The organism is Streptomyces sp. AA4 (assembly GCF_000158875.1).
Lineage (GTDB): Bacteria > Actinomycetota > Actinomycetes > Mycobacteriales > Pseudonocardiaceae > Amycolatopsis.
In genome coordinates, this window is record NZ_GG657746.1 from 2,295,589 (window position 1) to 2,320,159 (window position 24,571).

At 70.6% G+C, this 24,571-nt stretch carries 20 protein-coding genes and 1 pseudogene; 8 read left to right on the forward strand and 13 right to left on the reverse strand.

Annotation, left to right across the window (positions count from 1 at the left end):
• Window positions 1-71: 71 nt before the first annotated feature.
• From SSMG_RS10790 to SSMG_RS10810, 5 genes are read right to left on the reverse strand one after another with little or no spacing between them, the layout of a single operon-like run.
• Complete coding sequence (locus tag SSMG_RS10790; protein ID WP_009075600.1) at window positions 72-1,520, reverse strand: cytosine permease; 1,449 nt, start codon at window positions 1,518-1,520, stop codon at window positions 72-74.
• On the reverse strand, window positions 1,520-2,926 hold the full coding sequence (locus tag SSMG_RS10795) for an aminobutyraldehyde dehydrogenase (RefSeq protein WP_009075603.1): 1,407 nt from the start codon (window positions 2,924-2,926) through the stop codon (window positions 1,520-1,522). Before SSMG_RS10795 ends, SSMG_RS10790 begins: the two co-directional genes overlap by 1 nt.
• A complete protein-coding gene (locus SSMG_RS10800; protein WP_009075605.1) occupies window positions 2,923-4,566 on the reverse strand; it encodes a thiamine pyrophosphate-binding protein in 1,644 nt (547 codons plus the stop codon). The genes SSMG_RS10795 and SSMG_RS10800 overlap by 4 nt, the downstream gene beginning before the upstream one ends.
• Window positions 4,563-5,516 (reverse strand): agmatinase, encoded by a 954-nt coding sequence (speB, locus tag SSMG_RS10805; RefSeq protein WP_009075607.1) that lies wholly within the window; start codon window positions 5,514-5,516, stop codon window positions 4,563-4,565. The genes SSMG_RS10800 and speB overlap by 4 nt, the downstream gene beginning before the upstream one ends.
• Window positions 5,513-6,964 (reverse strand): sodium:solute symporter, encoded by a 1,452-nt coding sequence (locus SSMG_RS10810; RefSeq protein WP_009075609.1) that lies wholly within the window; start codon window positions 6,962-6,964, stop codon window positions 5,513-5,515. The genes speB and SSMG_RS10810 overlap by 4 nt, the downstream gene beginning before the upstream one ends.
• Window positions 6,965-7,070: 106 nt before the next feature.
• On the opposite strand from SSMG_RS10810, the pseudogene SSMG_RS46785 reads away from it, so the two are divergent.
• The 6 genes and pseudogenes from SSMG_RS46785 to SSMG_RS10835 all read left to right on the forward strand — a co-directional run.
• Window positions 7,071-7,460 (forward strand): annotated as a pseudogene (locus tag SSMG_RS46785) (PucR family transcriptional regulator ligand-binding domain-containing protein); the annotation flags it as partial.
• A 934-nt stretch (window positions 7,461-8,394) separates the two neighbouring features.
• Window positions 8,395-8,574 (forward strand): helix-turn-helix domain-containing protein, encoded by a 180-nt coding sequence (locus SSMG_RS44270; protein WP_159396476.1) that lies wholly within the window; start codon window positions 8,395-8,397, stop codon window positions 8,572-8,574.
• 59 nt (window positions 8,575-8,633) lie between these two features.
• A complete protein-coding gene (locus SSMG_RS10820; protein WP_009075614.1) occupies window positions 8,634-9,305 on the forward strand; it encodes a response regulator transcription factor in 672 nt (223 codons plus the stop codon).
• Window positions 9,302-10,426: a cell wall metabolism sensor histidine kinase WalK gene (locus tag SSMG_RS10825; RefSeq protein WP_009075615.1), complete on the forward strand. Its 1,125-nt coding sequence runs from the start codon at window positions 9,302-9,304 to the stop codon at window positions 10,424-10,426. The genes SSMG_RS10820 and SSMG_RS10825 overlap by 4 nt, the downstream gene beginning before the upstream one ends.
• Window positions 10,427-10,469: 43 nt before the next feature.
• Window positions 10,470-10,757, forward strand: a complete 288-nt coding sequence (locus SSMG_RS10830) for a type II toxin-antitoxin system Phd/YefM family antitoxin (protein WP_009075617.1) — start codon at window positions 10,470-10,472, stop codon at window positions 10,755-10,757.
• Entirely contained in the window at window positions 10,754-11,155 is a 402-nt protein-coding gene (locus SSMG_RS10835; RefSeq protein ID WP_037713280.1) for a PIN domain-containing protein, read from the forward strand. The genes SSMG_RS10830 and SSMG_RS10835 overlap by 4 nt, the downstream gene beginning before the upstream one ends.
• Window positions 11,156-11,200: 45 nt before the next feature.
• Here SSMG_RS10835 and SSMG_RS10840 read toward each other — a convergent pair whose 3' ends face one another.
• The 3 genes from SSMG_RS10840 to SSMG_RS10850 all read right to left on the reverse strand — a co-directional run bounded on the left by SSMG_RS10840 (window position 11,201) and on the right by SSMG_RS10850 (window position 16,268).
• Window positions 11,201-12,814: a PHP domain-containing protein gene (locus SSMG_RS10840; protein ID WP_009075620.1), complete on the reverse strand. Its 1,614-nt coding sequence runs from the start codon at window positions 12,812-12,814 to the stop codon at window positions 11,201-11,203.
• 146 nt (window positions 12,815-12,960) lie between these two features.
• Window positions 12,961-15,069, reverse strand: coding sequence for a 3-hydroxyacyl-CoA dehydrogenase NAD-binding domain-containing protein (locus SSMG_RS10845; protein WP_009075623.1), 2,109 nt, complete (start codon window positions 15,067-15,069; stop codon window positions 12,961-12,963).
• Window positions 15,069-16,268, reverse strand: coding sequence for a thiolase family protein (locus SSMG_RS10850; protein WP_037713282.1), 1,200 nt, complete (start codon window positions 16,266-16,268; stop codon window positions 15,069-15,071). The genes SSMG_RS10845 and SSMG_RS10850 overlap by 1 nt, the downstream gene beginning before the upstream one ends.
• A gap of 325 nt (window positions 16,269-16,593) precedes the next feature.
• Between SSMG_RS10850 and SSMG_RS10855 the strand changes: the two genes are divergently transcribed.
• Window positions 16,594-17,658, forward strand: coding sequence for a tetratricopeptide repeat protein (locus SSMG_RS10855; RefSeq protein ID WP_199785870.1), 1,065 nt, complete (start codon window positions 16,594-16,596; stop codon window positions 17,656-17,658).
• Between the two features lie 37 nt (window positions 17,659-17,695).
• On the opposite strand, the gene SSMG_RS10860 is transcribed toward SSMG_RS10855, so the two are convergent.
• Together SSMG_RS10860 and SSMG_RS10865 are read right to left on the reverse strand one after the other, a co-directional pair.
• Entirely contained in the window at window positions 17,696-18,655 is a 960-nt protein-coding gene (locus SSMG_RS10860; protein ID WP_009075627.1) for a 3-hydroxyacyl-CoA dehydrogenase NAD-binding domain-containing protein, read from the reverse strand.
• A complete protein-coding gene (locus tag SSMG_RS10865) occupies window positions 18,652-19,764 on the reverse strand; it encodes an NAD/NADP-dependent octopine/nopaline dehydrogenase family protein (protein WP_199785871.1) in 1,113 nt (370 codons plus the stop codon). The genes SSMG_RS10860 and SSMG_RS10865 overlap by 4 nt, the downstream gene beginning before the upstream one ends.
• A 194-nt stretch (window positions 19,765-19,958) precedes the next feature.
• Between SSMG_RS10865 and SSMG_RS10870 the strand changes: the two genes are divergently transcribed.
• Complete coding sequence (locus SSMG_RS10870) at window positions 19,959-20,723, forward strand: IclR family transcriptional regulator (protein WP_009075631.1); 765 nt, start codon at window positions 19,959-19,961, stop codon at window positions 20,721-20,723.
• Between the two features lie 59 nt (window positions 20,724-20,782).
• Here SSMG_RS10870 and SSMG_RS10875 read toward each other — a convergent pair whose 3' ends face one another.
• From SSMG_RS10875 to SSMG_RS10885, 3 genes are all read right to left on the reverse strand, one after another.
• Window positions 20,783-22,045, reverse strand: coding sequence for a ribonuclease D (locus tag SSMG_RS10875; RefSeq protein ID WP_009075633.1), 1,263 nt, complete (start codon window positions 22,043-22,045; stop codon window positions 20,783-20,785).
• 68 nt (window positions 22,046-22,113) lie between these two features.
• On the reverse strand, window positions 22,114-22,830 hold the full coding sequence (locus tag SSMG_RS10880; protein ID WP_033291604.1) for a response regulator transcription factor: 717 nt from the start codon (window positions 22,828-22,830) through the stop codon (window positions 22,114-22,116).
• A gap of 672 nt (window positions 22,831-23,502) precedes the next feature.
• The gene (locus tag SSMG_RS10885; RefSeq protein ID WP_286157039.1) at window positions 23,503-24,057 is read right to left on the reverse strand and encodes a DUF3000 domain-containing protein; all 555 of its coding nucleotides are present in this window, start codon (window positions 24,055-24,057) and stop codon (window positions 23,503-23,505) included.
• Window positions 24,058-24,571 lie beyond the last annotated feature (514 nt).

Sequence of the window (24,571 nt, forward strand, 5' to 3'; positions counted from 1 at the left end):
GATCCGGGATCGGTCACGTTCCTGCTGAGCCACCGGGGAACCGCACGAAGTTCGGCGGAGCCGCCCGCCGTTCACGCCTCGGCGGCCACCGCTTCCGCGGCGATAGCCGGAGCAGGCCCGAAGACCTCGCGCGGTTCCGGAAACACCTTCACCAGCACCGGATACGCGATCGCGGCCGTGCACAGCGTCACCACCAGGCTGATGTCCACCCCGCCCGCGATGTTCGCCAGCGGGCCGGTGATCATCGGCGTGTTCGCGCACAGCAGACCCAGCGCGGTGGCGGGGAGCCAGGCCGCCATCGCGCGCCAGTTGACGCCGCGGTGGAACCAGTATCGGCCGCCGGTGCGGCCCTCGTTGAACACCTGCAGGTCGGCTGGGTCGTAGTAGCCGCGGCGTTGCACGTAGCCGATCATCATGATGACCATCCACGGCGACGTGCACAGCACGATCAGCGTCGCGAACGCGTTGATGCTGGACACCATGTCGAGCACGAAATTGCCGACGAAGATGAACAGCACGCTCAGCGTCCCGATCAGCAGCGTCGCCCGCACGCGGGACAGGCGCGGGAAGATCGAGCTGAAGTCCAGCCCGGTGCCGTACAAGGCGGTGGTGCCGGTGGACAAACCGCCGATCAGCGCGACCACGATCAGCGGGATCGCGTACCAGAGCGGGGAAATCGCGGTCAAACCGGTCACGTAGTCGGCCGGGTCGGCGACCAGCGTCGCGGTCGCGATGCCGAAGCCGAACGGCAGCAACGTCGCGAGCTGGGCGAGGAACGGCGCGGCCAGCAGCGACCGGCGCGAGTGGGTCGCGGGGATGTAGCGCGACCAGTCGCCCAGGAACGCGCCGAACGAGATCGGGTTCGCCATCACGGTCAGCACGGCGAGGATCCACGTCGGCCAGAACGTGCCGAGCGCGAAGTTGCCGCTGCCGGCGAACGAGGGGTCGAACGAACCGCCGTAGGCGAAAATCCCGACGAGCATGATGAGCGTGCCCAGCGTCACCGCGACCCGGTTGACCAGCAGCATGAAGCGGTAGCCGTAAATGCACACGACGAGGACAGCGATCGCGATCACGCCGTACGCGACCGCGCGGAGGACGGGACCGCCGTCGATGCCGAAAAGCCGTTGTGCCGCACCGGCTACCGCGTCCCCGCTCACCCACACCGAGATCGCGAAGAAGGTGATCGCGGTGAGCAGCGACAGGAACGAGCCGACGCACCGGCCGACCACGCCGAAATGCGCGCCGGACGAAACCGCGTTGTTGGTGCGCGTGACCGGGCCGAACAGGGCCATCGGGGACAGCACGAGCGCGCCGAGCACCACGCCCACGACAGTCGCCGCGAGCGCGGCCCAGAAGCTCAGCCCGTACGCGATCGGCAGCGTGCCGAGGATGATCGTGGCGAACGTGTTGGCCCCGCCGAACGCGAGCCGGAACAGGTCGCGCGGCCGCGAGGTCTGTTCGGCGGGCGGGATCGGCGCGATGCCGTGCTGTTCGACCTCGGTGACTTTGTCGCTCATCACTCGAACCTCGTCATCACGTGCTTGACGCGGGTGTATTCGGCGAACGAGTACGCCGAGAGGTCCTTGCCGTGCCCGGAATGGCCGAACCCGCCGTGCGGCATCTCGGCGGTCAGCGGGCCGTGCGTGTTCACCCACACGCAGCCGAAATCGAGGTCGCGCGACACCCGGGCCACGCGGGCGACGTCGTTCGTCCAGACCGAGGAAGCCAGGCCGTACGGGACGCCGTTGGCCAGCTCCAGCGCCTCGGCCTCGTCGGCGAACGGCTGGACGGTGATCACCGGCGCGAAGATTTCCTCCTGGACCAGTTCGTCGTCCTGGCGGAGGCCGGACACGACGGTCGGCGCGAGCTGGAAGCCCGGCCCGGGCGCGGTGCCGCCGGTTTCGACCCGGGCGTGCGCCGGCAGCCGCTCCAGCAGGCCGAGCACGCGGTCGAGCTGGGCGCGGCTGTTGAGCGGGCCGTAGTCGACGTCCGGACGGCGGGTGGCAGCCGTTTTCGCCAGTGCGGCAACGAATTCGTCGTGGACGCTCTCGTGCACCAAGACGCGGCTGCCCGCCGTGCAGTCCTGTCCGGCGTTGTAGAACGCGGCGTCGGCGATCCGCTCTGCGGTGTCGGCGAGGTCGGTGTCCGGGAAGACCAGCAGGGGAGCGTTGCCGCCCAGTTCCAGGTGGGTGCGCTTGAGATCGGCCGCGGCGACGGTGGCCACGTCGATGCCGGCGCGCGTCGAGCCGGTGATGGAGACCAGGTCGGTGTGCGGGTGCCGGACCAGCGCGCGGCCGGTTTCCCGGTCGCCGCACAGCACGTTGAACACGCCCGGCGGCAGGAATTCCGCCGCGATTTCGGCGAGCAGCACCGCGGTGGACGGCGTGGTCTCCGCGGGCTTGAGCACGACGGTGTTGCCCGCGGCGAGCGCCGGGCCGATCTTCCAGACGGCCATCATCAGCGGGTAGTTCCACGGGGCGATCTGCGCGCACACGCCGATCGGCTCGCGGCGGATCACCGACGTGTGCCCGGCCAGGTACTCGCCCGCGCCGGTGCCTTCGAGCTGCCGCGCCGCACCGGCGAAGAACCGCAGCGTGCTCACGCACTCGGGGATTTCCTCGTCCAGCACGACCGAACGGACCTTGCCGGTCTCGCGGACCTCGGCGTCGGCGAACTCCTCCGCGCGGGCTTCCAGCGCGTCGGCGATCTTGAGCAGGGCTTCCTGGCGCTGCGCGGGAGTGCTGCGCCGCCACGACTGGAACGCGCGCGCCGCCGACTCCATCGCGAGGTCGATTTCGTTCCTCCGGGACACGACGCTGGCGCCGAAGACCTTGCCGGTGGCCGGGTTGGTCAGTTCGAGGGTCGCCTCGGTGTCGGGGGTGTCGACCAGAGCGCCGCCGACGAAGTTGCGGACGTGGGTCATGAGTGCTCCAAGTGAGTTGGGGCGAACATCTTCAGCAGCGCGGGAAGCACGACGACCGACGGGCCGGGGGTGCGCAGCGCGTCGGCGAGATCGGCGCGGACACTGTCCACAGTGGTCTTCCGGGCGGGGATGCCGAACGATGCGGCCAGCGCGCCGAAATCCGGCCTCGGCAGTTCGGTCGCGGTGGTCTGGCCGAACGCGCCGGTCAGGTATTCGCGCAGGATGCCGTAGCCGCCGTCGTCGATCACCAGCCAGGTCACGTCGAGCTGGTGCTGCACGGCGGTGGCCAGCTCGGCCAGTCCGTACATCGCGCCGCCGTCGCCGGAAACAGCCAGCGACCGCACGCCCGCGGCAGCGGCGCCGAGCGCGCCGGGAAGGCCGTAGCCGAGGCCGCCCGCACCCTGCGCGGTGTGGATCGGCGCGCCGTCCGGATTCCACGCCGACCACGCCCAGTAAGCCGCGATCGTCATGTCCCAGAAGGTTTGCGTGCCTTCGGGAAGCGCGGCGCGGATGTCGTCGATCAGCTTCCGTTCCAGCGTCAGCGGCTGACTGTCCAATCTGGACTCGACGCGGGCGAGCAGCTCCTTCACCGCGGCTTCGGCGCGTCCGTCCGGGGTACGCGGCGTGAGCTGGTCGAGCAGCGCGCGAAGGGTGAGCCGGACGTCGGCGTGCAGCGCGAGCGCGGGGTAGTTCGACTCCAGCTTCCCGAGATCCGCTTCCACCTGCACGACCTGGCCGCGCGGCGCGAACTCGCGGTAGTTGCTGGACAGCTCGCCCAGCCCGGAGCCGAGCACCAGCAGGACGTCCGCAGCGGAGAGGAATTCCGTGGTGTGCCAGTCTTCCATCCACGATTGCGCGGACAGTTCGTGGTCCCAGGCGAAAACACCCTTGCCGCCGAACGTCGAGACCGCTGGCGCGCGCAGGGTTTCAGCGAGCTGGCGTAGCTCCTCGTGCGCGCCGGAGCGCAGGGCACCGCCACCGGCGAGAATCACCGGATTCTTCGCGGCTTCAAGGAGTTTCGCGGCCTCGGCGACCAGCTCCGGCAACGGTTCGAGCGGTGCCGGGGCGGCGGTCACGCTCGTCAGCTGTGGCAGGTTCGCCGGGGCGAGCAGCACGTCCTGCGGGATTTCCACCCACACCGGTCCGTATGGCGCGGTCGCGGCGGATGCCCACGCCTCGCGCAGCGCGGTCGGGATCTGGCTGATCGACCGGACCACGTGCACCGACTTCACGACATCGCGGAAGCTGGCCTGCTGGTCCGGCAGTTCGTGCAGGTAACCGTGCCGTCCGCCGCCGAGCCCGGCGACCGGGATCTGGCTCGAGATCCCGAGCACCGGGACCGAAGCCGCGCGCGATTCCTGCAGCGACGCCAGCGTGAGCAGCGCGCCGGGGCCGGTCGACACGATCATCGGCGTGACCGGCACCGGGCCGTGCGGATCGGCGGCGAGCCGGGCGCGCGCGTGGCCGTCCGCGGCGAAGGCGAGATTGTTCTCCACCCGCGAGCTGACCACGCGCAGGTCCTCGGCCCGGCGCAGCGCCTCGAACAGGCCGAGCGCGTGCTGTCCGGGCAGGCCGAACACGGTGTCCGCACCGAGCGCCCGCAGCGTCTCTACGACAACGTCGCCGCCGATCCGGGTCATGCGCCGCGTCCCAGCGCCAGCAGGCTGACCAGGTCGTAAGCGACGTGCGAAGCGGCGACCGCGGTGATCTCGGCGTGGTCGTAGGCCGGGGCCAGTTCGACGACGTCCGCGCCGACCAGGTTGAGCCCGCGCAGGCCGCGCAGGATCTCCAGCAGTTCGCGGCTGGTCATGCCGCCCGCCTCGGGGGTGCCGGTGCCGGGCGCGTGCGCCGGGTCGAGCACGTCGATGTCGACGGACACGTACAGCGGACGGTCGCCGATGCGCTGGCGAAGAGCGTCCACGGTCTCGTCGATGCCGCGACGCAGTACGTCGCCGGAGGTCACGATGCCGAAGCCGAGACGACGGTCCTCTTCGAGGTCGCGCTTGCCGTACAGCGGGCCGCGCGTACCCACGTGCGACACCGCGCTGGTGTCGAGGATGCCTTCTTCGACCGCGCGACGGAACGGCGTGCCGTGCGTGTACGGCTCGCCGAAGTAGGTGTCCCAGGTGTCGAGGTGAGCGTCGAAGTGAAGCAGCGCAACAGGACCGTGCTTCTTCGCCGCCGCGCGCAGCAGCGGAAGCGCGATGGTGTGGTCACCGCCGACGGTCACCAGCTTCGTTTCGCCCGCAGTAAGCGCTTCGGCTTCCTGCTGCAGCTTCTCGATCGCTTCGCCGATGTGGAACGGGTTGACCGCGATGTCACCGGCGTCGACGACCTGCTTCTCGGCGAACGGCGAAACGTCCAGAGCCGGGTGGTACGGCCGCAGCAGCCGGCTGGCCTCGCGCAGCGCTGAAGGACCGAACCGCGCGCCGGGGCGGTACGACACGCCGGAGTCGAACGGCACGCCGACCACGGCTACGTCGGCACTCGGCACCTCGTCGATCCGCGGCAGCCGCGCGAAGGTCGCGAAGCCGGCGAAGCGCGGGATCTGCGACGAGTCGAGCGGGCCGACCGGACGCTGTTCACTCACTGGGGCAACTCCTGTCGGGTTTCGGTTGCGCTGAGATCTTCAGCGGCTTCGGAGCCGTGAAGACGTTGTGTCCACACGGAAAGAATGCTGTCCGGCGTACGCGGTGTCGCGAGGCTGACGCCGACGTACACGATCAGGCTGACGCCGAGGCCCCAATAGATCGGACTGTTGGCCGCAACCCCGTCGATAAACATGAAGGCGATGACGGACACCGTGCCGGCCACCATCGACGCGTACGCGCCTTCGCGAGTACCGCGCTTCCAGAACAGCGCGCCGATGATCGTCACGAGCAGGCCGCCGACGAGGATGTCGTACGCGATGGTGAGCGCGTTGACGACGTCGTCCACGAGCATTGCGATACCGATGGCCACGATGCCCAGCACAAGTGTCGTCACTCGGTTACGCAAGACCTCGCCACTCTTAAGGCCGACCTTGCGCAGCAGATCCGAAGTCGTCGTCGTGGCGCACGCGATGAGCGCGCCGCTCGAAGTCGACATCAGCGCGGAGAGAGCCGCCGCGAGCACGAGACCGCGTACGCCGGTGGGCAGCAGCCGTTCGGCGATGGTGGCGAAGGCGTCCTGCGCGCTGCCGAGGTCCGGGTACAGCACCTTCGCGGCCGTACCGATCAGCGCGCCCGCGATGCCGTAGACGAGGCAGTAGACGCCGGAGATGACGCCGCCGCCGGTCGCGACGCGCGGAGTGCGCGCGGTGAACACGCGCTGCCAGATGTCCTGCCCGATCAGCAACCCGAACGTGTAGATCAGGAAGTAGGTCAGGATCGTCTCGCCGCCGATCGAGGTGAACTCGAAGTACGACGCGTCCAGCTTCTCGGCCATCCCGCTGAAGCCGCCCGCCGACACGAGCGCGACCGGCAGCAGCACGAACAGGATGCCGATCGTCTTGATCACGAACTGCGCGATGTCGGTCAGCGTGATGGACCACATGCCGCCGAGCACCGAGTACAGCACCACGATCGACCCGCCGATCGCGATCCCGGCCCAGCTCGGGATCGAGAACAGCACCTTGAAGATCGACGCGAACGCCAGCGTCGAGGTGACCGTGAGCATCAGCGTGTAGCCCCACATCACCACGCCGGACACCGCGCTCGCGCGGCCGCCGTAGCGCAGGTCGAGCATCTCGCCGACGGTGTAGACGCGCAGTTTCACCAGCCTCCGCGCGAAAACCGCGTGCAGCACGAGAATCCCGGCGCCGATCGTGATCACCAGCCACGCGCCGGAGATGCCGTAGGTGTAGCCGAGCTTCACGCCGCCGACGGTCGACGCGCCGCCGAGCACGACGGCCGACATCGTGCCGGAGTACATGAACCAGCCAAGCCGCCGTCCGGCGACCAGGTAGTCGGATTTGGTCTTGGCCAGCCGGAGGCCTATCCAGCCGACCCCGATCATGCCCGCGATGTACAGCGCGATCACCGCATAGTCGCCGCCCACGGGTCCTCCTTGAAACGGGGTGGGTTCTTGCGGGACACCGTAGGGTCGGCCGACCCCGCGACGGCATGGGACGATGTATCCAGGACTTCACTGGAGATTGGTTGAAATGACCCACCCGGACGTGCTGTTGCCCGCAGAGGTGACAGTCCCACTACGCACCGTCGCGGGCAACCCGGAGCTGGCGCTCGACGTCGTGCCGGAAACGCTGCGTCCGGGCGCGCTGGACCGGCCGGTGCGGTGGGCGCACGTCAGCGAACTGGCCGACCCCGCGCCGTACCTGGTGGGCGCCGAACTCGTGCTGACCGCGGGCGTGAACCTGCCGGAGGACGCCGACCGCTACGTCCGGGGCCTGCGCGAGGCGGGCGTCACCGCGCTCGGCTTCGGCCTCACCCCGACGGTCTCGGAGACCCTGCCGTCCGCATTGCGCGACGCCTGCGCGGAACACGGACTGCCGCTGCTGGTGGTGCCACCCGCGACGCCGTTCCTCGCGATCAACCGTGCCGTCGCGGTCGCGCTCGCCGAGGCGGGACGGCACGAAGAACGAAGATTGGCGGAAGGCCGCGAAGCGCTGACACGAGCCGCTGGCGGCGGCCTGGGGGAGTTGGTCGCCGCGCTCGCCGGACGGTTGCGCGGATGGGTCGCGATGGTCGGGGCCGGGGACGTGCTGGCGGCGGGTTACGACGCGCCGCAGCCGTTGCCGTCCCCAGTGAAGGAATTGCTCGCGACCTTGCGCGCCCGCTCCGGAATCCGCATCGCGTCCACTGAATTGCCGGACGGCACACACGTCGTCGCGCAGCCGGTGTATCCGCAGGCGACCGCCGCGCACCTGGTCGTGGTCGGCCGGGCGCAGCGGTTCGACAGCGGAGACCGGGCGATCTTGGCCGTCGGCGCGGCGCTGCTGGGCCTCGTCGGCCGCGCCGGATCGGACAGCGCGGAACTCGGCGCGGCGGCCACGGCGTTGCTGCTCGGCGGCCCGGGCGCGGACGCGCTCGCCGGAGTCGTCGGCAGCGACCAGGCCCGGCTCGTCGCCGGAGTCGCCCGCCGGCGAGGCCCGGACGCGCTCGCCCGGCGACCGGACTGGCTGCGCGCCCGGCTTGACACCCCGCTGGTCCAAGTCCTGCCCGGCCCGCGGTTCTACGCCATCGCCGGCGAACTCGGCGACCTGGACGGCCTCCTCGACCACGGCTGGCTCGCGGTCGCGAGTTCGCCCCACGCCGCGGCGGACCTCCCCGCCGCCGTCGCGGAGCGGAGGACCGAAATTGCTCCCTTGGCCCGCGGCCCGCCGCACCTGTGCTCCTTTCCTGGGCCCCCCAGCGCGGACTCGCTGGGTTTCGACGAGCTGATCCCGCCCGCCGCGGCCGGCGCGTTCGCCGAACGGCTGCTGGCCCCGCTTCGGGAAGCTGGACCGCGCACCACCGAACCCCGAGCTGGTGCCGACGCTGCGGACCTGGCTGGCGAACCACGGAAGCTGGGACCGCACCGCCGCCGAACTCGGCGTGCACCGCAACAGCGTGCGGCACCGGATCGGGCAGGTGGAGCGGGCGCTGGACGTCGAGCTGGCCGACCCGGAAACGCGGATGCGCCTGTGGTTCGCCTTGCGGTGGGCGTGAACGCGAGTGTCCACTGAGGCTTCTCAGGTGCTCTCAGGAAACTATGGGATTGTGGTCTGGTGCGAGTTCTGGTAGTCGAAGACGAAGAGCCGTTGGCCGACGCGATCGCCCGCGGGCTGCGGCGGGAGGGCATGGCCGTCGACATCGCGCTCACCGGCGACGACGGGCACGAGAAGTCGTCCGTCACGCGGTACGACGTGGTGCTGCTCGACCGCGACCTGCCCGGGATGTCCGGCGACGACCTGTGCCGGGAGATCGTGACGTCCGGCGAGCTGACGCGCGTGCTGATGCTGACCGCGAGCAGTTCGGTGTCCGACCGGGTGGACGGGCTGTCCCTGGGCGCGGACGACTATCTCGCGAAGCCGTTCGCGTTCCCGGAACTGGTCGCGCGCGTGCGGGCGCTGGGCCGCCGCGCGACGCCCGCCGCGCCGCCGCTGCTCACCGCGGGCGACGTCGAGCTGGACCCGGCGAAGCGCACCGTCCGGCGCGCGAGCGGGCCGGTCGAGCTGACCCGCAAGGAGTTCGGCGTGCTCGAGGTGCTGCTGTCCGCCGGGGGTTCCGTGGTCAGCAGCGAGGAACTGCTCGAACGGGTGTGGGACGAGAACGCCGACCCGTTCACCACGACCGTCCGGGTCACCGTGATGACCTTGCGGAAGAAGCTCGGCGAACCGGGCATCATCGAGACCGTGGTCGGCTCGGGCTACCGGGTGTCGGTCGCCGGTTCCGAGTGAAGCTTCCCGGTGCCCGCAGCCTGCGGGTGCGCGTCACCGTCCTGGCGACCGTCCTGGTCGCCGCGGCGGGATTGCTCCTGCTGTGGCTGGCCTGGACGCTCGTCGGCGACGCGGTCGACGCCGTGCCGCACATGCCGCCGGGCACCATCGTGCGGGTCGACGGGAACGACGTGGACGCGTCCACGCTCGCGCAGCATCTGCGCACGCACGCGGTCACCCGGGTGCTGATCTTCGGCTCGCTGGCGTTCTTCTTCGTGGTGGCCGCGGCGGCGATCCTGGCCTGGACGTTCACCTCCCGTGTGCTGCGTCCGCTGCGCGAGATCACCGGCACCGCGCAACGGCTGTCGATCGAGTCGATGGGGGAACGCATCGGCGAGATCCGCTCGCGCGACGAGCTGGCCGAGCTGGCCCGGACGTTCGACGACATGCTCGACCGGCTCCAGGACGCGTTCGATTCGCAGCGGCATTTCGTGGCCAACGCGAGCCACGAACTGCGTACGCCGCTGTCGGTGATCCGCACGGAATTGGACGTCACGCTGTCCGACGAAAACGCCGACGAGGCCGAATTCCGCCGCATGGCCGGGGTGGTCCTGGACGCGACGAACCGGGCCGGGCAGCTGGTGAATTCGTTGCTGCTGCTGGCAAGGACCGACGGAGCGGGCCTGGCGACGCGGGAACTGGTCGACCTGACGGTGCTCGTGGAACGGGCGTGGTCCGCGGTCCGCGGCGAAGCCGAACAACGGGGCCTGCGCGCGGATTTCGCGATGCAGCCGTCGCCCGCGATCGGGGATCCGGCGCTGCTGGAACGAATCGCCGGGAATCTCGTCGAGAACGCGGTGCGGCACAACGTCGACGGCGGCTGGATCGAGGTGACGACCGAGCCTGGAGCGCAATGGTCGACGCTGCGGGTGCGCTCGTCGGGCGGCCTCCTGGACCCGGCGGCGGTGCCGGAACTGTTCCAGCCGTTCCGCCGAGCCGGGGTGGCCCGGACGGCGCGTTCCGGGGCAGGGCTGGGCTTGTCGATCGTGCGGGCGGCGGTGCAGGCCCACGGCGGAACGGTGTCCGCGGAACCGGTGGTCGGGGGCGGGCTGGCGGTGACGGTGCGGCTCCCGTCGGTGTAGCACTGGTGTAGCACTTAAGGGAAAAGGTGCTACAATCCTGGCTATGGGGTCCGCAATCGGCCAGCGAGAGCTGCGCAACGACAACGCGGAGATCATGCGCCGGGTGGCGGCGGGCGAGTCGTTCGTGGTGACGCGCAACGGAAAGCCGGTCGCCGACCTGGTGCCGCACCGCGCCCCGGAGGAACCGCGGCGAGACCGGACGCTCGGCGAGATCCAGGAAGCTTTCCGCGGGCTGCCGCCGATGGACAGCGCCGAATGGCGTCGCGAGCGGGAAGCCGACGACGCCGTCTTCGGGCCGGACCGCCTCGGCGATCCCGGCGAAGACCGGTGACCGCTCCGGCCCGGGTGCTGCTCGACACCTCGGTGGTCATCGACCTCGAACGGCTCGACCTCGGCTCGTACGCGTCCGCGGTTCCCGCGATCAGCTCGGTGACCGTCGCGGAGCTGGCCTACGGACTCGTCACCGAAGATCCCGTCCGGCTCGCGGAACGGGTCGAGCGTTATCGCCGTGCTCTCGACCAGTTCGTGGTGCTGCCGTTCGGCGTCGACGAAGCCAAGATGTACGGCACGGGCGCGGGACTGGTCCGGCGGTTCGGGCGGGATCCGCGTCCCCGCCGGACGGACCTGCAGATCGCGGCGACCGCGGCGGCGCAGCAGATCCCGCTGCTGACCAGGAACCTCAAGGACTTCGTGGGCCTGGATCGGCTGGTCGAGGTCGTCGAGATCTGAACCCGGCAGACGCGGCCGAAACCGCGCCTGCCGGGCGCACTGTCCTCAGTGGACGTCCACGAACGTAGGATTCCCGTACAGCCAAAGGTCCTCGTACGGATTCGCCTGCCCGATCACGTCCATCGCGGGCTCGATCCCGCCGGCGACGTGCCGGTTCCCGTCCGTTCCGCGCACCCGCACATAGAACGGCTCCCGCACGTTGCGGAACGTGTGCTTGAACGTCACCCGCCGCCCGGCATAGCCCCGCGAAGGGGTGAACGACTCCACCACCCGCGTACCCGGCGCGGTCATCGTGTCGCGATCCGCCGCCGGGCCGGTGACCGGGCCCGAGATCAGGTCCAGCCGACCGAGCCGGGGCACCGAACCCGAGCCGTTCGGCCGGTACGCGGTCACCGCCGACACGACGACCGTCACCGTCGAGCCCCGCCGCACGCGCAGGCGTCCGCCGAACGTCGTGCAGTCGCCGCCGCCAGCGACGCCGACTTCCAGCTGCTGCACCAAACCGCCGTGGGACAGCCAGATCCGGCCCGCACGCAGGCCTTCCAGTACGCCCTCGAAACCCGGCCGCCGCACGCCGACCACGGTGCGGCTGAACTCGCCGGGGTAGAAATCCGCGTACGGAGCGGACAACTGCGGAACCCCGCTGTCCACCGGGTCCGGGTACTTGCCGGTCTGCTCGTACCAGCCGTCCGGCACCGACGGCCGCACCAGATGGTCGCCGCGGTTGTAGTGCGAATCGGAGTTCGTGGTGATCCACCACGGTTTTCCTTCGGCCAGCAGGGAATCCCACAGACCGCCGACCTTCGCCGTCGTCCAGTCCCAGCCGCCGAACGTGCGGTACGCCTCGGCCGGGAAGCCGGGCCACGAGTTGCCGCCGGGGTTGTTGCCGTAGCCGCCCCTGGCGCCGCCATTGCCTTGCGGCTTGGGGAATCCGTCGGCCTGCGCACCCGGTGCGCCTTCCATGCCGATCACGATTCCCGGCGCGGTGTCGCGGTAGTTGCGCAGTTCGTGCGGCGACACGCGGCCGTTGCGCAGCGGGTGGTTGATGAGGACGACCGGCGCGTGGATCCGGCGTTTGCGTTCCTGCTCGGCCAGCCACCGCAAACCCTTGAGCGCCAACGCTTCGTGCTCCGGGCTGGAGGATTCGGAATCCGTCAGCCGCCAGTCGAAATTGCGCTCGAATTCGCGCAGCACGGTCGCCTGGTCGCGTCCGGCCTGGAAGAACAGCGTCGCGTGCTCGGCGCCCGGCACGTTCCATTCCATGCCTTGCCACAGCAGCAGATCCGGATGCCTTCGCTGCGCGGCGAGCACGTCGCGGCTGGTCGGCTCCACCGACGACTTCTCGTGCGTCGCGTGCCCGTGATCAGTGAAAACGATCCACTTCGCGCCATGCTCGCGCGCGCCGGCGGCGATCCGGTCGATGGGGTACATCGCGTCGTACGAATACTGGCTGTGCGTGTGGTGATCGCCGACGACCCACTGGTAGCGGCGGCCGAACAGCCAGTCGAGATCGATCCCGAGGTCGAGCCCCAGATCGAGGTCCATGGCATCGGCCTGACCCGACGCCAGCACCGGGGCCCCGGCCGCGACGGCGCCGACGAGCCCGGCGCGCTTGAAGAATCCGCGACGGCCGACACCGTCCGGGTTCGTGCTGTTCATCCTGCTCCTGACCTGCTCCGAAGATTCGGCAGGACGCTATGGGGCAGCGGTGAACGGCTGGTGCCCGGAAGGTCACGAAGCGCTCGGTGTGTCCGGGTTCACGGCGGAGCCGGGCCGCACGAACACGGGGCGGCTCCGCCAAGGCGTTACGCCGGAACCGAAGCGACTCCCTGGGAGAGGAACCGCTTGCCGTTGGCCCGCTCCGACACGCCCGAGCGGTCCAGGTACGGCGTGATGCCGCCCAGCCAGAACGGCCAGCCCGCGCCGAGGATCAGGCACAGGTCGATGTCCTGGGCCTCCGCGACCACGCCCTCGTCGAGCATGATCCGGACCTCTTCGGCGATCGCGTTCAGCGCGCGGTCGCGGACCTGCTCGGCGGTCGACGGGTTGTCGCCCTGCTTCCACAGTTCGGCGACCTCCGGGTCGACCGACGGCGTGCCGGTCGCGTCCCAGGTCCAGACGCCCTTCTTGCCCGCCTTCACGAACTTCTCCAGGTTCTCGCTCACCGTGAAGCGGTCCGGGAACGAGCCGTGCAGCGTCTCGCCGACGTGCAGCGCGATGGCCGGGCCGACGAGCTGCATCAGGTTCAGCGGCGACATCGGCAGGCCGAGCGGCTCCAGCGCGGAGTCGGCCACCTCGAACGGCGTGCCTTCGTCCACCGCCACCAGCACCTCGCCGAGGAAGCGCAGCAGCAGCCGGTTCACGACGAACGCCGTCGCGTCCTTCACCAGCACGCTCGACTTCTTCAGCTGCTTGCCGACCGAGAACGCCGTCGCCAGCGCCGCGTCGTCGGTCTTCTCGCCGCGCACGATCTCCAGCAGCGGCAGCACGGCCACCGGGTTGAAGAAGTGGAAGCCGACCACGCGCTCCGGGTGCTGCAGCTTCGAGGCCATCGCGGTGATCGACAGCGAGGACGTGTTCGTGGCCAGGATCGCCTCGGGGGAGACGTGCTGCTCCAGCTCGGCGAACACCTGCTGCTTCACGCCCAGCTCTTCGAAAACGGCCTCGATCACGAAGTCCGCGTCGGCGAACGCGGCCTTGTCGAGCGAGCCGGTCACCAGAGCCTTCAGCCGGTTCGCGCCGTCCGGGGACACGCGCTTCTTGGCCAGCAGCTTGTCGATCTCCTCGTGGACGTAGCCCACGCCCTTGTCGATGCGCGCCTGGTCGACGTCGGTGAGCACCACCGGCACCTTGAGGCGGCGCACGAACAGCAGCGCCAGCTGGCTGGCCATCAGGCCCGCGCCGACGATGCCGACCTTGTTCACCTTGCGCGCCAACGACTTGTCCGGCGCGCCGGCCGGCCGCTTGGCCCGCTTGTTGACCAGGTTGAACGAGTACAGCCCAGCCCGCAGCACGTCCGACATCAGCAGCTCGGCGAGCCCGTCGGTCTCCGCCGCGTATCCGCGGTCGAGGTCGTTCTCCCGCGCCAGCTCCAGCAGTTCGACCGCCTTGGTCGCGCCCGGCGAGGCACCGTGCGTGCGACCGTCCACGATGGACTTGGCACGTGCGATCGCCGCGTCCCACTCCGCGCCGCGGTCGATTTCCCGGCGGGCCGGGGTGATCTCGCCGTTGACGACCTTCGCCAGCCACAGCAGCGACTGCTCGAGGTAGTCCGCGGAACCGAAGACCTCGTCGACGATGCCGAGTTCAGCGGCCTTGCGCACGTTCAGCATCTTGTTCTGCGCCAACGCGTTCTCGATGATCACGGTGACGGCGGCGTCCGGGCCGATCAGGTTCGGCAGCAGCTGCGTGCCGCCCCAGCCCGGGAACAGGCCGAGGAACACCTCGGGGAACGCGATCGCCGCGGTGTTGTCCGACAGCGTCCGGTAGTGACAGGACAGCGCGAGTTCGAGCCCGCCGCCCATCACCGCGCCGTTGACGAACCCGAACGTCGGGATCTTCGACTCGGTGAGCCGGCGGAACACGTCGTGCCCGGTCTGCGCGATCTCCCGCGCCAGCTTCGGGTCCGACACCGCTTCGACGCCCGAAAGGTCAGCGCCGACCGCGAAAATGAACGGCTTGCCGGTGACCGCGATCGCGGCCGGCTCGGCGGCGAACGCCTCGTCCAGCGCGGAGTTCAGCGCCACGAGACCCTGCGGTCCGAAGGTGTTCGGCCGGGTGTGGTCGTGGCCGTTGTCCAGCGTGATCAGCGCGACCGGCTTGTCCAGCCCCGGGACCTTGACCAGGTTGGTGACCGCGTTGGTCACGACCTCGTCCGGGAACGCGGCCTTCGCCTCTTCAGCGGTGAAAGTCATTACTTCGCCCCCTCGGCGCCGTTGTAGGCCGGGTTTTCCCAGATCACCGTGCCGCCCATGCCGATGCCGATGCACATCGTGGTGAGGCCGTAGCGCACGTCGGGACGCTCGGAGAACTGGCGCGCCAGCTGCGTCATCAGCCGGACGCCGGACGAGGCCAGCGGGTGGCCGCACGCGATCGCGCCGCCCCACTGGTTGACGCGCGGGTCGTCGTCGGCGATGCCGAAGTGGTCGAGGAACGCGAGCACCTGCACCGCGAACGCCTCGTTGATCTCGAACAGGCCGATGTCGTCGATGGACAGGCCGGTGCGCTTGAACAGCTTCTCGGTGGCCGGCACCGGGCCGATGCCCATGACCTCCGGCTCGACGCCGGCGAACGAGTAGCCGACCAGTCGCATTCCGATCGGGAGGCCGAGCTCGCGCGCGGTGTCCTCGTCGGCGAGGATCGCCGCGGTCGCGCCGTCGTTGAGGCCGGCCGCGTTGCCCGCGGTGATCCGGCCGTGCGGGCGGAACGGCGTCTTCAGCTTCGCCAGCTGCTCGACGGTCGTGCCCGGGCGCGGCGGCTCGTCCTCGGTCGCGAGGCCCCAGCCGAGTTCCTTGCTGCGCGTGGCGACCGGAACCAGCTCCGGGCCGATCTTGCCGGTCTTGACCGCCTCGGCGTATTTTTCCTGGCTGCGCGCGGCGAACGCGTCCGTGCGCTCCTTGGTGATCTCCGGGAACCGGTCGTGCAGGTTCTCCGCGGTCTGGCCCATCACGAGCGCGGTCGGGTCGACCAGCTTGTCCGCGACGATCCGCGGGTTCGGGTCGACGCCCTCGCCCATCGGGTGGCGTCCCATGTGCTCGACGCCGCCGGCGATGGCGATGTCGTACGCGCCGAAGCCGATGCCGCTCGCGGTGGTGGTCACCGCGGTCATCGCGCCCGCGCACATCCGGTCGATCGCGAAGCCCGGGACGGACTTCGGCAGCCCGGCGAGCAGCGCCGCGGTGCGGCCGATGGTCAGGCCCTGGTCGCCGATCTGCGTCGTCGCGGCGATCGCCACCTCGTCCACGCGCTCGGGCGGCAGCTCCGGATGCCGCCGCAGCAGCTCGCGGATGGCGTTGACGACGAGGTCGTCCGCCCGGGTCCCGGCGTACATGCCCTTGTCGCCCGCCTTGCCGAAGGGCGTGCGTACCCCTTCGACGAAGACGACGTTGCGCACCCCTCGCGCGGTGGGCGCGAGCGGCGGCGTAGCTGGTGCGGCCACGAATGCTCCTGGAAGTCGAGAGTGTTCCTGCCCGCACCCTAGCCCTTGTTACCGGTCGGTAACCAGTGCAGTGGCCCGGTCGAGTGGGGCACGGCACACTCCCGGGGGCTTGCGGCGTCCGGAACACACCAACCGGGCGGGGGACGGCAATGGCGCTTTTCCGGGCGAACCCGGCGACCGAAATCGCGCGGCTGCGCAAGACGCGCTGCGGTACCGGCTCGGCGTCGTCCTAGTCGCAACCGACGCCCAGGTGCGATCCCGGGGCGGGCAGACTGTCCGAGTGGGACTCTTCCGCACGAAGCCAGAGCCGGCTGACGAGGTCGCCGCGCTGCAGGCCGCCCTCGCGAAGGCGCGTAACCCGAACAGCGCGCCGAACCTGCGTCGGCGGCTCCTCCTGGGCCAGTTGCTGCTCAAGAACGAGAACTGGGCGGCCGCGGAACAGCACTACGCGGACCTCATCCCCGCGTTGACGGATACCTTCGGCCCGCGTGGGCCGAACACCCTTGCCGCGTGGGCGAATCTGGCGTATTGCCAGACTTCGCAGGGCCGTCCGGCGGAGGCGATCCCGCTGCTGGAGCGCACCGCGGAGGCGTTCGAGGAAACCTGGGGCGCGCGCCAGCCAGGGACGTTCCATACCCAGCTGCTCCTCGCGGAAGCTTACGGCGTCGCAGCGCAATACGAGGACGCGCTGGCGGTGCTCGACGCCCACATCGACTACTGCACAGCCGAAGTCGGCCCGGCGCACCCTCGCACGAAAGCCGGACGCCGCCGCAAGATCACGATGCTGCGCACGCTGAACCGCTACGAGGCGGTCGAACAAATGCTGTCCGACGAGGATTCGCTCTGCGACACCGACAAGCACCGCGACGGGATCCGCGGACTTCGGCTGGTGGTGCAAGCCGAAACCGGTGATCCAGGGCCGGCGATCGCGCCGATGCGCGAGCTGTTCGAGAAGCGGCCGGAGCTGGCGGAATTCCTGGCGGCCGTGCTCCTGAAAGCAGGGCAAGCAAGCGAGGCGGCCGACCTGCTTCGCCAAGCCTTGGGCGAAGCACGCGGCCGAGGCGCGCTGGTCCTCCGCGGCGCGCTCGCGCGAGCCGGTGTGGAGAGCGGCAATCTGGACGAAGCCGAGCACGCCGCCCGAACCGTATTGGCCGCCGGTGCCTGGCCTGCGGGACACCCCAAGGTGCTCGGCCTCCGCGCGACGTTGGCCCGAGCCGCCGCCCAACGCGGCGACCGGGCGGGTGCCGCAGCAGAGCTGGAGTCCGTGGTGGCCGGGCTCGAAGCGACCCTCGGCGACACCCATCCCATCACCGTCGAGGCAGCCGGATGGCTCAAGGCATGCTGACGGCCGCGGGCCGAAACCCGCGGCCGTCAGCCGGAAATCACTCCTCCGGACGCTCCGGAACCGGCGTCCCGTCCCGCAAATGCGGTTCCCGCAGCCGGAAGATCTCCTCGAACTCCCGCATCCGCGCCGCCCGGTAGTCCGGCACCCCGGCGGCGTCGAAGCGGTAGAACCCGGCCCCGTCCTGGAGGCCTCGCCGCTGGCCGGTCATGTTTTCCTCGACGATCGCCGGCGCCTGGAACCGCTCGCCGAGTTCGCCGGTCAGGTAGCGCGAGGCGTAGTACAGGATGTCGCCGCCGCCCCAGTCGATGAATTCCAGCGGGCCCAGCACCGAGAACCGCGGACCGAGCCCGGCGCGGACGGCGAGGTCGATTTCGGCGGCTCCGGCCACCCCTTCCTCGACCATCCGCGCGGCCTCGTTCATCAGCAACGCCTGCAGCCGCGGCACGATGTACCCGGCGGCGGGTCCGCACACCACCGGCACCTTGCCGATTTCGCGCAGCAGCTCCACGAGCCGGTCGACCGCGGCCGGATCCGTGTCGTCGCTCCGGCTGACCTCGACCAGAGGCATCAATTCCGCCGGGTTGAGCCAGTGCGCGTTCACGACCCGCTCCGGCCGGTCGGCGAGTTCGGCGATCTGCGTGACCAGGAAGGTCGACGTCGTCGAGGCCAGCACCGCCGACTCCGGCACCTGCGAGCCGAGCCAGCCGAACACCTCCCGCTTGACGTCCATGACCTCCGGCACCGCCTCGAACACCACGGTCGCGTCGGCGAGTTCCTTCGCCGTGCGGTCGCCCAGCGTCAGGCTTTCCAGCGCGTCCGCGTGGCCGAACATCGCGCGCAGCCGGTCGGCGAGGCGCTTGCGGACCTCGTCGCGGCGGAGCTGGCGTTCCTCCTCGGTGCGGTCCTTGACGTCCGCGAGCAGCACCGGGTGTCCCGCCGCGAGGAAGGCCAACGCGATGCCCTCGCCCATCCGCCCGGCGCCGACGATGGCGATCACGACTGGACTCCGTCCCGCAGCAGCTTGCTCAGCCCGGCGCGGTCGAGATCCGCCAGCCCGAGGTTTTCGAAAGTCCGGCCCTCGGCGTAGAAATCGCGGCCGGTGATGGCGGAACCGAGAGCCAGCAGACCCTGCGCGACCGGCGTCGGCACCCCGGCCCAACGGCCCGCGGACACCAGCAGCGACAACCCGAGCCGGGTGTCTTCCACCATGTAGCGGTGCGTGTGGAGGTCGATCTTCTCGCGCCAGTCGCCGCTGTCGGTGAGCCGCTCGTGCGCCGCGCGGCCGTACATCCATTCCTCGCCGTCGGTGGCGTAATGGTCGGCCAGCGGGAAGTGCGGCGCGCCGTAGCCGAACGCTTCGCGCAGCGCGACCCGCTCGGCGTCCAGTGCGTCGGTGACGCTGCGGATCGACGGCTGCGTGCCCTCGTTGTGGATGTCCCAGGCGGCGAAATGCTCCAGCGGACCGGCGTTCATCGTGATCAGCGGCGGGTGGATGATCGGGCCCGCGTTCATCAGCGCGCCGCTGAGCCCGTCGCCCGCGTCCTCGACGCTCGGGTATGCCTCGCGCAGGGTCTGGAACGCGCTTTCCGCCAGCCGCAGCGGGAAAACGCCGGTCGGCAGACGGGTCGCGTACCCGCTGATCACCACTTCCGCGTCGCCGTACCGACGCGCGAGGTACGGCAGCGTCCCGGCCTCGGCGAACGCGATCTCCGAGCTGCCGCCCACCGCGGCGACTGCCTGGGCGAACACCAGCGAACCGAACGTGCCCGGCGGCAGGAACACCACCTGGCCGTCGGACAGCAGCGGGGCGAGCTGGGGAGCCAGGTCGTCGTGTGTGGTCGACGGCAGCGGAATCACGACCAGGGCCGCACCGCGCACTGCCTCGGCGAGGTCCGCCACCGGGTTGATCTCCCCGGCACCGTCGCCGACTGACACCGATCGGGAACCTCGGTAGTCCCGGACGCCCACCGCTCCGGTCGCGCGCACCGCTTCCAACGCCTCGGCGTTCCGCCGCCACCAGCGCACTTCGTGGCCGTTTTCGGCGAGTTCCGCCACCGTGGCCCAGGAACCGTGTCCGCCCCCGAGAACCGCGATCTTCACTGTCATGTGCTCCTGTCTCGTACTGGTGTGCTGTCGCGCCGCCCGCACTTTCTCACGGGTCGGCCAGGTCTTTCTCAGCCCACAGCGGCATCGCGGGGAAATCCGGAAAGTCGTGCTCCGAAGCAGGCACGTCCGCTTGGCCGACCCACGCCCGCAGTGTCGCTTGCGCCGCGGCCCGGCCTCAATCAGACTTCCGCCACATGGAAGCCAGACCCACCGCGGCGGCGCGGCTGCTGTCGGTGCTGGACTGCTTCAGTGCCCGGAATCCAGTGCTGTCCCTGACCGAAATCGCCCAGACCGCAGGTCTCCCGTTGAGCACGGCGCACCGGCTGGTCGGCGAGCTGGCCGAATGGGGAGCGCTGACCCGCGACGACCACGGCGGCTACCACCTCGGCCTGAAACTGTGGGAGCTGGGCTCGCTGTCGCTGGCCCGCGCGTCGATCCGGGAAATCGCCCTGCCGTACCTGGGCGACCTGTTCGACGCGACCGGCGAAAACGTGCACCTGTCCGTACTGGACGGAACCGACGTCGTGTTTCTCGTTCGGCTGGCCGGGCACCGTTCGGTCGAAATTCTGACCACGACCGGCAGCCGCCTCCCCGCGACGACCACCGCCACCGGTCGCGTCCTGCTCGCGCACGCCGCCGCCGACGTCCGCGAAGCCGCGCTGACCAGCCCGATCACCGCGGAAACCCCGCACACCACGACCGATCCGGAGGCCCTGCGCGCCGAACTCGCCGACATCGCCCGCACCGGCTACTGCGTCGCCGACCGTCAGCTCGCCGACGACGCGGTCGCGGTCGCCGCCCCGATCCGCGACGCGACCTCGCGGGTCAGCGCCGCCGTCGCGGTCGTGGGCCGTCGCGAGACGACCTCAGTGGCCCATCTGGTGCCCGCGGTGGTCACCACGGCGACCGGCGTGGCACGGTCGCTGGGATATCGCCGACCGGCCCGTCGCCGTTCGTGAGCGGGCAGTCGTGCCGAAGGTCTGAACCTCAGCTTGAGGTCTAAACCACCGTTGCGAGGTCAGGAAGCCGTGCTCTGCAACGCCTTGCTCAGCACCGCCGCGGTCAGCTCGATCTGCCACGGCCGCGCTCCACCCGCCTTCAGCGCTTCCGCGACCGAGTCCTCCGAGAGGTCGGCCGGGGGACGCCAGCAGGTGCGCCGGACCAGGTCCGGCAGCAGCAGGTTCTCCACCGGAAGCTTGCGGTCCTCCGCGATCGCGGCCAAGGCGGCCCGCGCGGCGGCGAGCCGGGCAGCGGCGTCCGGGTCCTTGTCGGCCCACCGGTTGACCGGCGGCGGACCGTCGGACGGCTGGCTCGGGCTCGGCAGCTCGCTCGCCGGCAGCGCTTTGGCCGCCTGCAGGTGCCGCAGCCAGCTGGCCGTGTACTTGCGCTGCACGCGTCCGCTGAACACCGGAAGCGCCTGCAGTTCCTCGACCGTCTTCGGGTCGGAGGTGACCGCGTTGACGATCGCGCTGTCGGGCAGGATCCGGCTCGGCGCGCGGTCGCGTTTGCGGGCCAGCTCGTCGCGGGCCTGCCACATCTCCCGGACCGCGGCGAGGCCGCGCGGGCTGCGGATCTTGTGCACCCCGGACGTTCGGCGCCACGGTTCGGCGCGCGGCGCGGGCGGGGGAGCGGTGCGGACCGCCTCGAACTCCTGCCGCGCCCACTCCAGCTTGCCCTGCGCCGTCAGCTCGGCCTCGAGTTTCTCGCGCAGCTCGTTGAGCAGCTCGACGTCGAGCGCGGCGTAGTTGAGCCAGTCGACCGGCAGCGGGCGCTTCGACCAGTCAGCGGCGCTGTGCCCCTTCTCGAGCGTGTACCCGAGCAGCAGCTCGACGAGCGTGCCCAGCGCGACGCGTTCGTATCCGGCCAGCCGTCCGGCCAGTTCGGTGTCGAACAGCGAGCGCGGGCGCAGGTTCAGTTCCGCCAGGCACGGCAGATCCTGGGACGCGGCGTGCAGCACCCATTCGGTGTCGTTGAGGACGTCCCGCAGCGGGGCGAGGTCGTCGGCGAGCGCGATAGGGTCGATCAGCACCGTGCCGGAGCCTTCGCGGCGCAGCTGGACGAGATAGGCCTTGGGCCAGTAGCGATAACCCGACGCCCGTTCGGTGTCGACGGCGACGGCGCCCGTGCCCGCGGCGAGCCGCGCGCACGCCTCGGCGAGCGCGTCGGGGTCGGCCACCACCGGAGGGGTGCCTTCCGCCGGTTCGCGGAGCAGCACCGGCGTTCCGGAGTCTTCGGTGGTCTCGTCTCCGGTCCGCGCTCCGTCCGCCTGTGCAGTTCCCATGTCCGACGACCCTACGGGACGGGCGGACCGCGCCTGGTCCGCCCGCCCCGCAGGGACGTGGTTCGTCGTCAGCGGATCACGCCGGCTCGCATCGCCAGCGCGACCATCTGCGCCCGGTCGCCCGTGCCGAGCTTGCGCCCGATGCGGGACAGGTGGGACTTGACGGTGAGAGCGGAGAGGGAAAGCTCCTCGCCGATCTCCTTGTTCGACTGCCCGTCCGCGACGAGCTGGAGCACCTCCACCTCGCGAGCCGACAGCTCGCGCGGGGTGTTGTCGGTGCCCGCCACCCGCGTGCCGGTCGCCAGGACCGGGGCCACGCTCGGGTCGGCGTAGACGCCGCCTTCGAGAACCCGGCGCACGCCGTCGGTGACCACCACCGGCGACGCCGACTTCAGCAGGTACGCCTGAGCTCCGGCCTGGAACGCGGAGCGCACCGCGTACGGGTCGTCGGAGGATGCCAGGACCACCACGCGCGGCCAGCCGTGGCTACGGAGTTCCGTAACCAGTTCGATGCCGCTGCCGTCCGGCAGTCCGAGATCGAGGATCGCCAGGTCGCACGGGCCGGTGGCCTGTGCTCGCGCCCTCGCCTCGGCCACCGTGGCGGCTTCGTGGACAGTGCCCGCACCCATCTGTGCGAGTCGTGCTGCGATTGCCTCCCTCAACAGCGGGTGGTCATCGACCACCAACACGGAAAAAAGCTCTTCCCGCGGGTGCGGAACCATGCTCGCCGGCAAGGCGCCGGCTGGCGTGGATCGGACGGCCTGAGATAAGCCGACGGTAGCCACGTCACTACCTCCCTGGAGTCGGTCGTGCCCCCCGACCGGCACCGGGACCTTCGGCCGTTCAGCCGCGCCAGCTTTAGACCGAAAGTGGTGTCGTCCCAGGCACTGTAGCCGTCCGGACGCCGTTGCGGGGGGATCGAATGGGTATCTATCCGAAACAGTTCGTCACTCAGCGAGATCGTTGTAACACGATCGGACTAACGCGCGGAGTCTTGTTAACGACTGGCGACCGGGCCGCGATGCACCTGAGTTACCGGCAATGAAACGGGCGTGCAGATGGCCCGTGCACCTGCGGGTGCTCGCGAGGCGGCCCTGGCTCCCGGGCGAGCCGGGTCCGGAAATGCGCCCCGGCCGGGGCAAGATCATTTTCTTTCATGTTTTGCCGCGCGCGCCGCCCGGCCGCCCGCACCCCGCCGGAGGCGTCGAAAAGGGGCCTGGAACGGCGTCGAAGCTGGTTACCGGGGGTTCACTGGCTGTGATCGAGCCCGGCCACGAACGTGCGGCATCCGGAGCAGCGCCCGCTCCGGTCCACGGTGGACCGTCGGCCGCGGGCGCGCGGAAGCCCCGCCGAAGATCTTCGCGGAGCGCTGGGAGGGCCCGAAAGCGCCCGGGAAGGCGCGTCCGTGCGCGTGCAAGTGCCGCGCAGACCGTGCCCGACCGGGTGAACTTAGGAAATCAGGAGCTCTGCCGCTGCTCGAACAGCGTGACGCCCACCGGAGGCAGCCCCACGACGCTCGCCATCACCTGGCAGAACGCGAGCCCGTGCGGCCCGAGCGCGGAGTCGGTCGGGGTCCAGGAAGCGCGCAGTTCGAGGTCGTCGGTGCGGGCCGGGCCGGAGATGTCGCCGAACCGGGCGGAGGACGTCTCGGTGACGGTGCCGCCGAGCGCCTTCCACGCCGCTCCGGAGGCCTCCAGCGCGTCGGTGAGCCACGACCAGCCGACCGCGGGCAGGAACGGGTCAGTGGCCAGCTCGCGGTCGAGTTCGGCGCGCACGTACATGACCAGCCGCAGCACGCCGTCCCAGCCCTCCTGGCCGTCCGGGTCGTGCAGCAGGACCAGCCTGCCGGACGCCATCACGTCGGCGGGGCCGGAGACGTCGCAGCTCAAGGCATACGACCACGGCGCGAGCCGCTGCGGCGCGCGCATCGTCTCCAGGCGGATCTCCGGGCGCGGCCGGACGGCTTGCAGCGCCGCGACGGCTTCGCGGAAAAGATCGGGCACTGGCGTCATCGCGGTCACGCACCGACTGTAGGGCGGCAACGCCCAGTTGCGGTCGCAGGCGCGCCGAGCGAGACCGTCCCGCGACCCGGGGAAGGGGTCTGGGTGCCGTTCGCTGGGTGCTTCGTTCCGCCCGGTGCTTGGGTCTTGGCTCGCTCCGCGTCGCCGAGCGCGCGGTCCGCCGCGCGCTCCGCATCGCCGCGCCGCTTGGCTCGGGTCTCGCTCGCACCGCACCGTCAGCCACGGTGCCTGCGGCGGCTTGGAACCGGTCTCCGTCGCTCTCGCTGTCCGCCGCGCCGTCTGCCGCGTGCTTGACTTCGTCCCGCGCTGGTGTCTCGCTTCGCCCTATCTGCCGCGCCGTGTGCGACGCGCTCCGCTCCGCCCAGCGCTTGGTTTCGTCTCGCTCGCTGCACGCTGTCTGCTGCGCCCAGCGCATGGCTCTCGTCTCGCTCGTTCCGCGCTGTCCGCCTCGCCCGGACCGAGCCTCCGCCAGTCGAGGCTTGCTGTCCCCCCTCTCGCCCGTCCC

Excerpts from the sequence above, each read along its gene's own strand:
- SSMG_RS10790 (WP_009075600.1), bottom strand. The coding sequence starts at position 1,520 with ATGAGCGACAAAGTCACCGAGGTCGAACAGCACGGCATCGCGCCGATC.
- SSMG_RS10795 (WP_009075603.1), bottom strand. The coding sequence starts at position 2,926 with ATGACCCACGTCCGCAACTTCGTCGGCGGCGCTCTGGTCGACACCCCC.
- SSMG_RS10800 (WP_009075605.1), bottom strand. The coding sequence starts at position 4,566 with ATGACCCGGATCGGCGGCGACGTTGTCGTAGAGACGCTGCGGGCGCTC.
- SSMG_RS10830 (WP_009075617.1), top strand. The coding sequence starts at position 10,470 with ATGGGGTCCGCAATCGGCCAGCGAGAGCTGCGCAACGACAACGCGGAG.
- SSMG_RS10840 (WP_009075620.1), bottom strand. The coding sequence starts at position 12,814 with ATGAACAGCACGAACCCGGACGGTGTCGGCCGTCGCGGATTCTTCAAG.
- SSMG_RS10845 (WP_009075623.1), bottom strand. The coding sequence starts at position 15,069 with ATGACTTTCACCGCTGAAGAGGCGAAGGCCGCGTTCCCGGACGAGGTC.
- SSMG_RS10865 (WP_199785871.1), bottom strand. The coding sequence starts at position 19,764 with ATGACAGTGAAGATCGCGGTTCTCGGGGGCGGACACGGTTCCTGGGCC.
- SSMG_RS10870 (WP_009075631.1), top strand. The coding sequence starts at position 19,959 with ATGGAAGCCAGACCCACCGCGGCGGCGCGGCTGCTGTCGGTGCTGGAC.
- SSMG_RS10875 (WP_009075633.1), bottom strand. The coding sequence starts at position 22,045 with ATGGGAACTGCACAGGCGGACGGAGCGCGGACCGGAGACGAGACCACC.
- SSMG_RS10885 (WP_286157039.1), bottom strand. The coding sequence starts at position 24,057 with ATGACGCCAGTGCCCGATCTTTTCCGCGAAGCCGTCGCGGCGCTGCAA.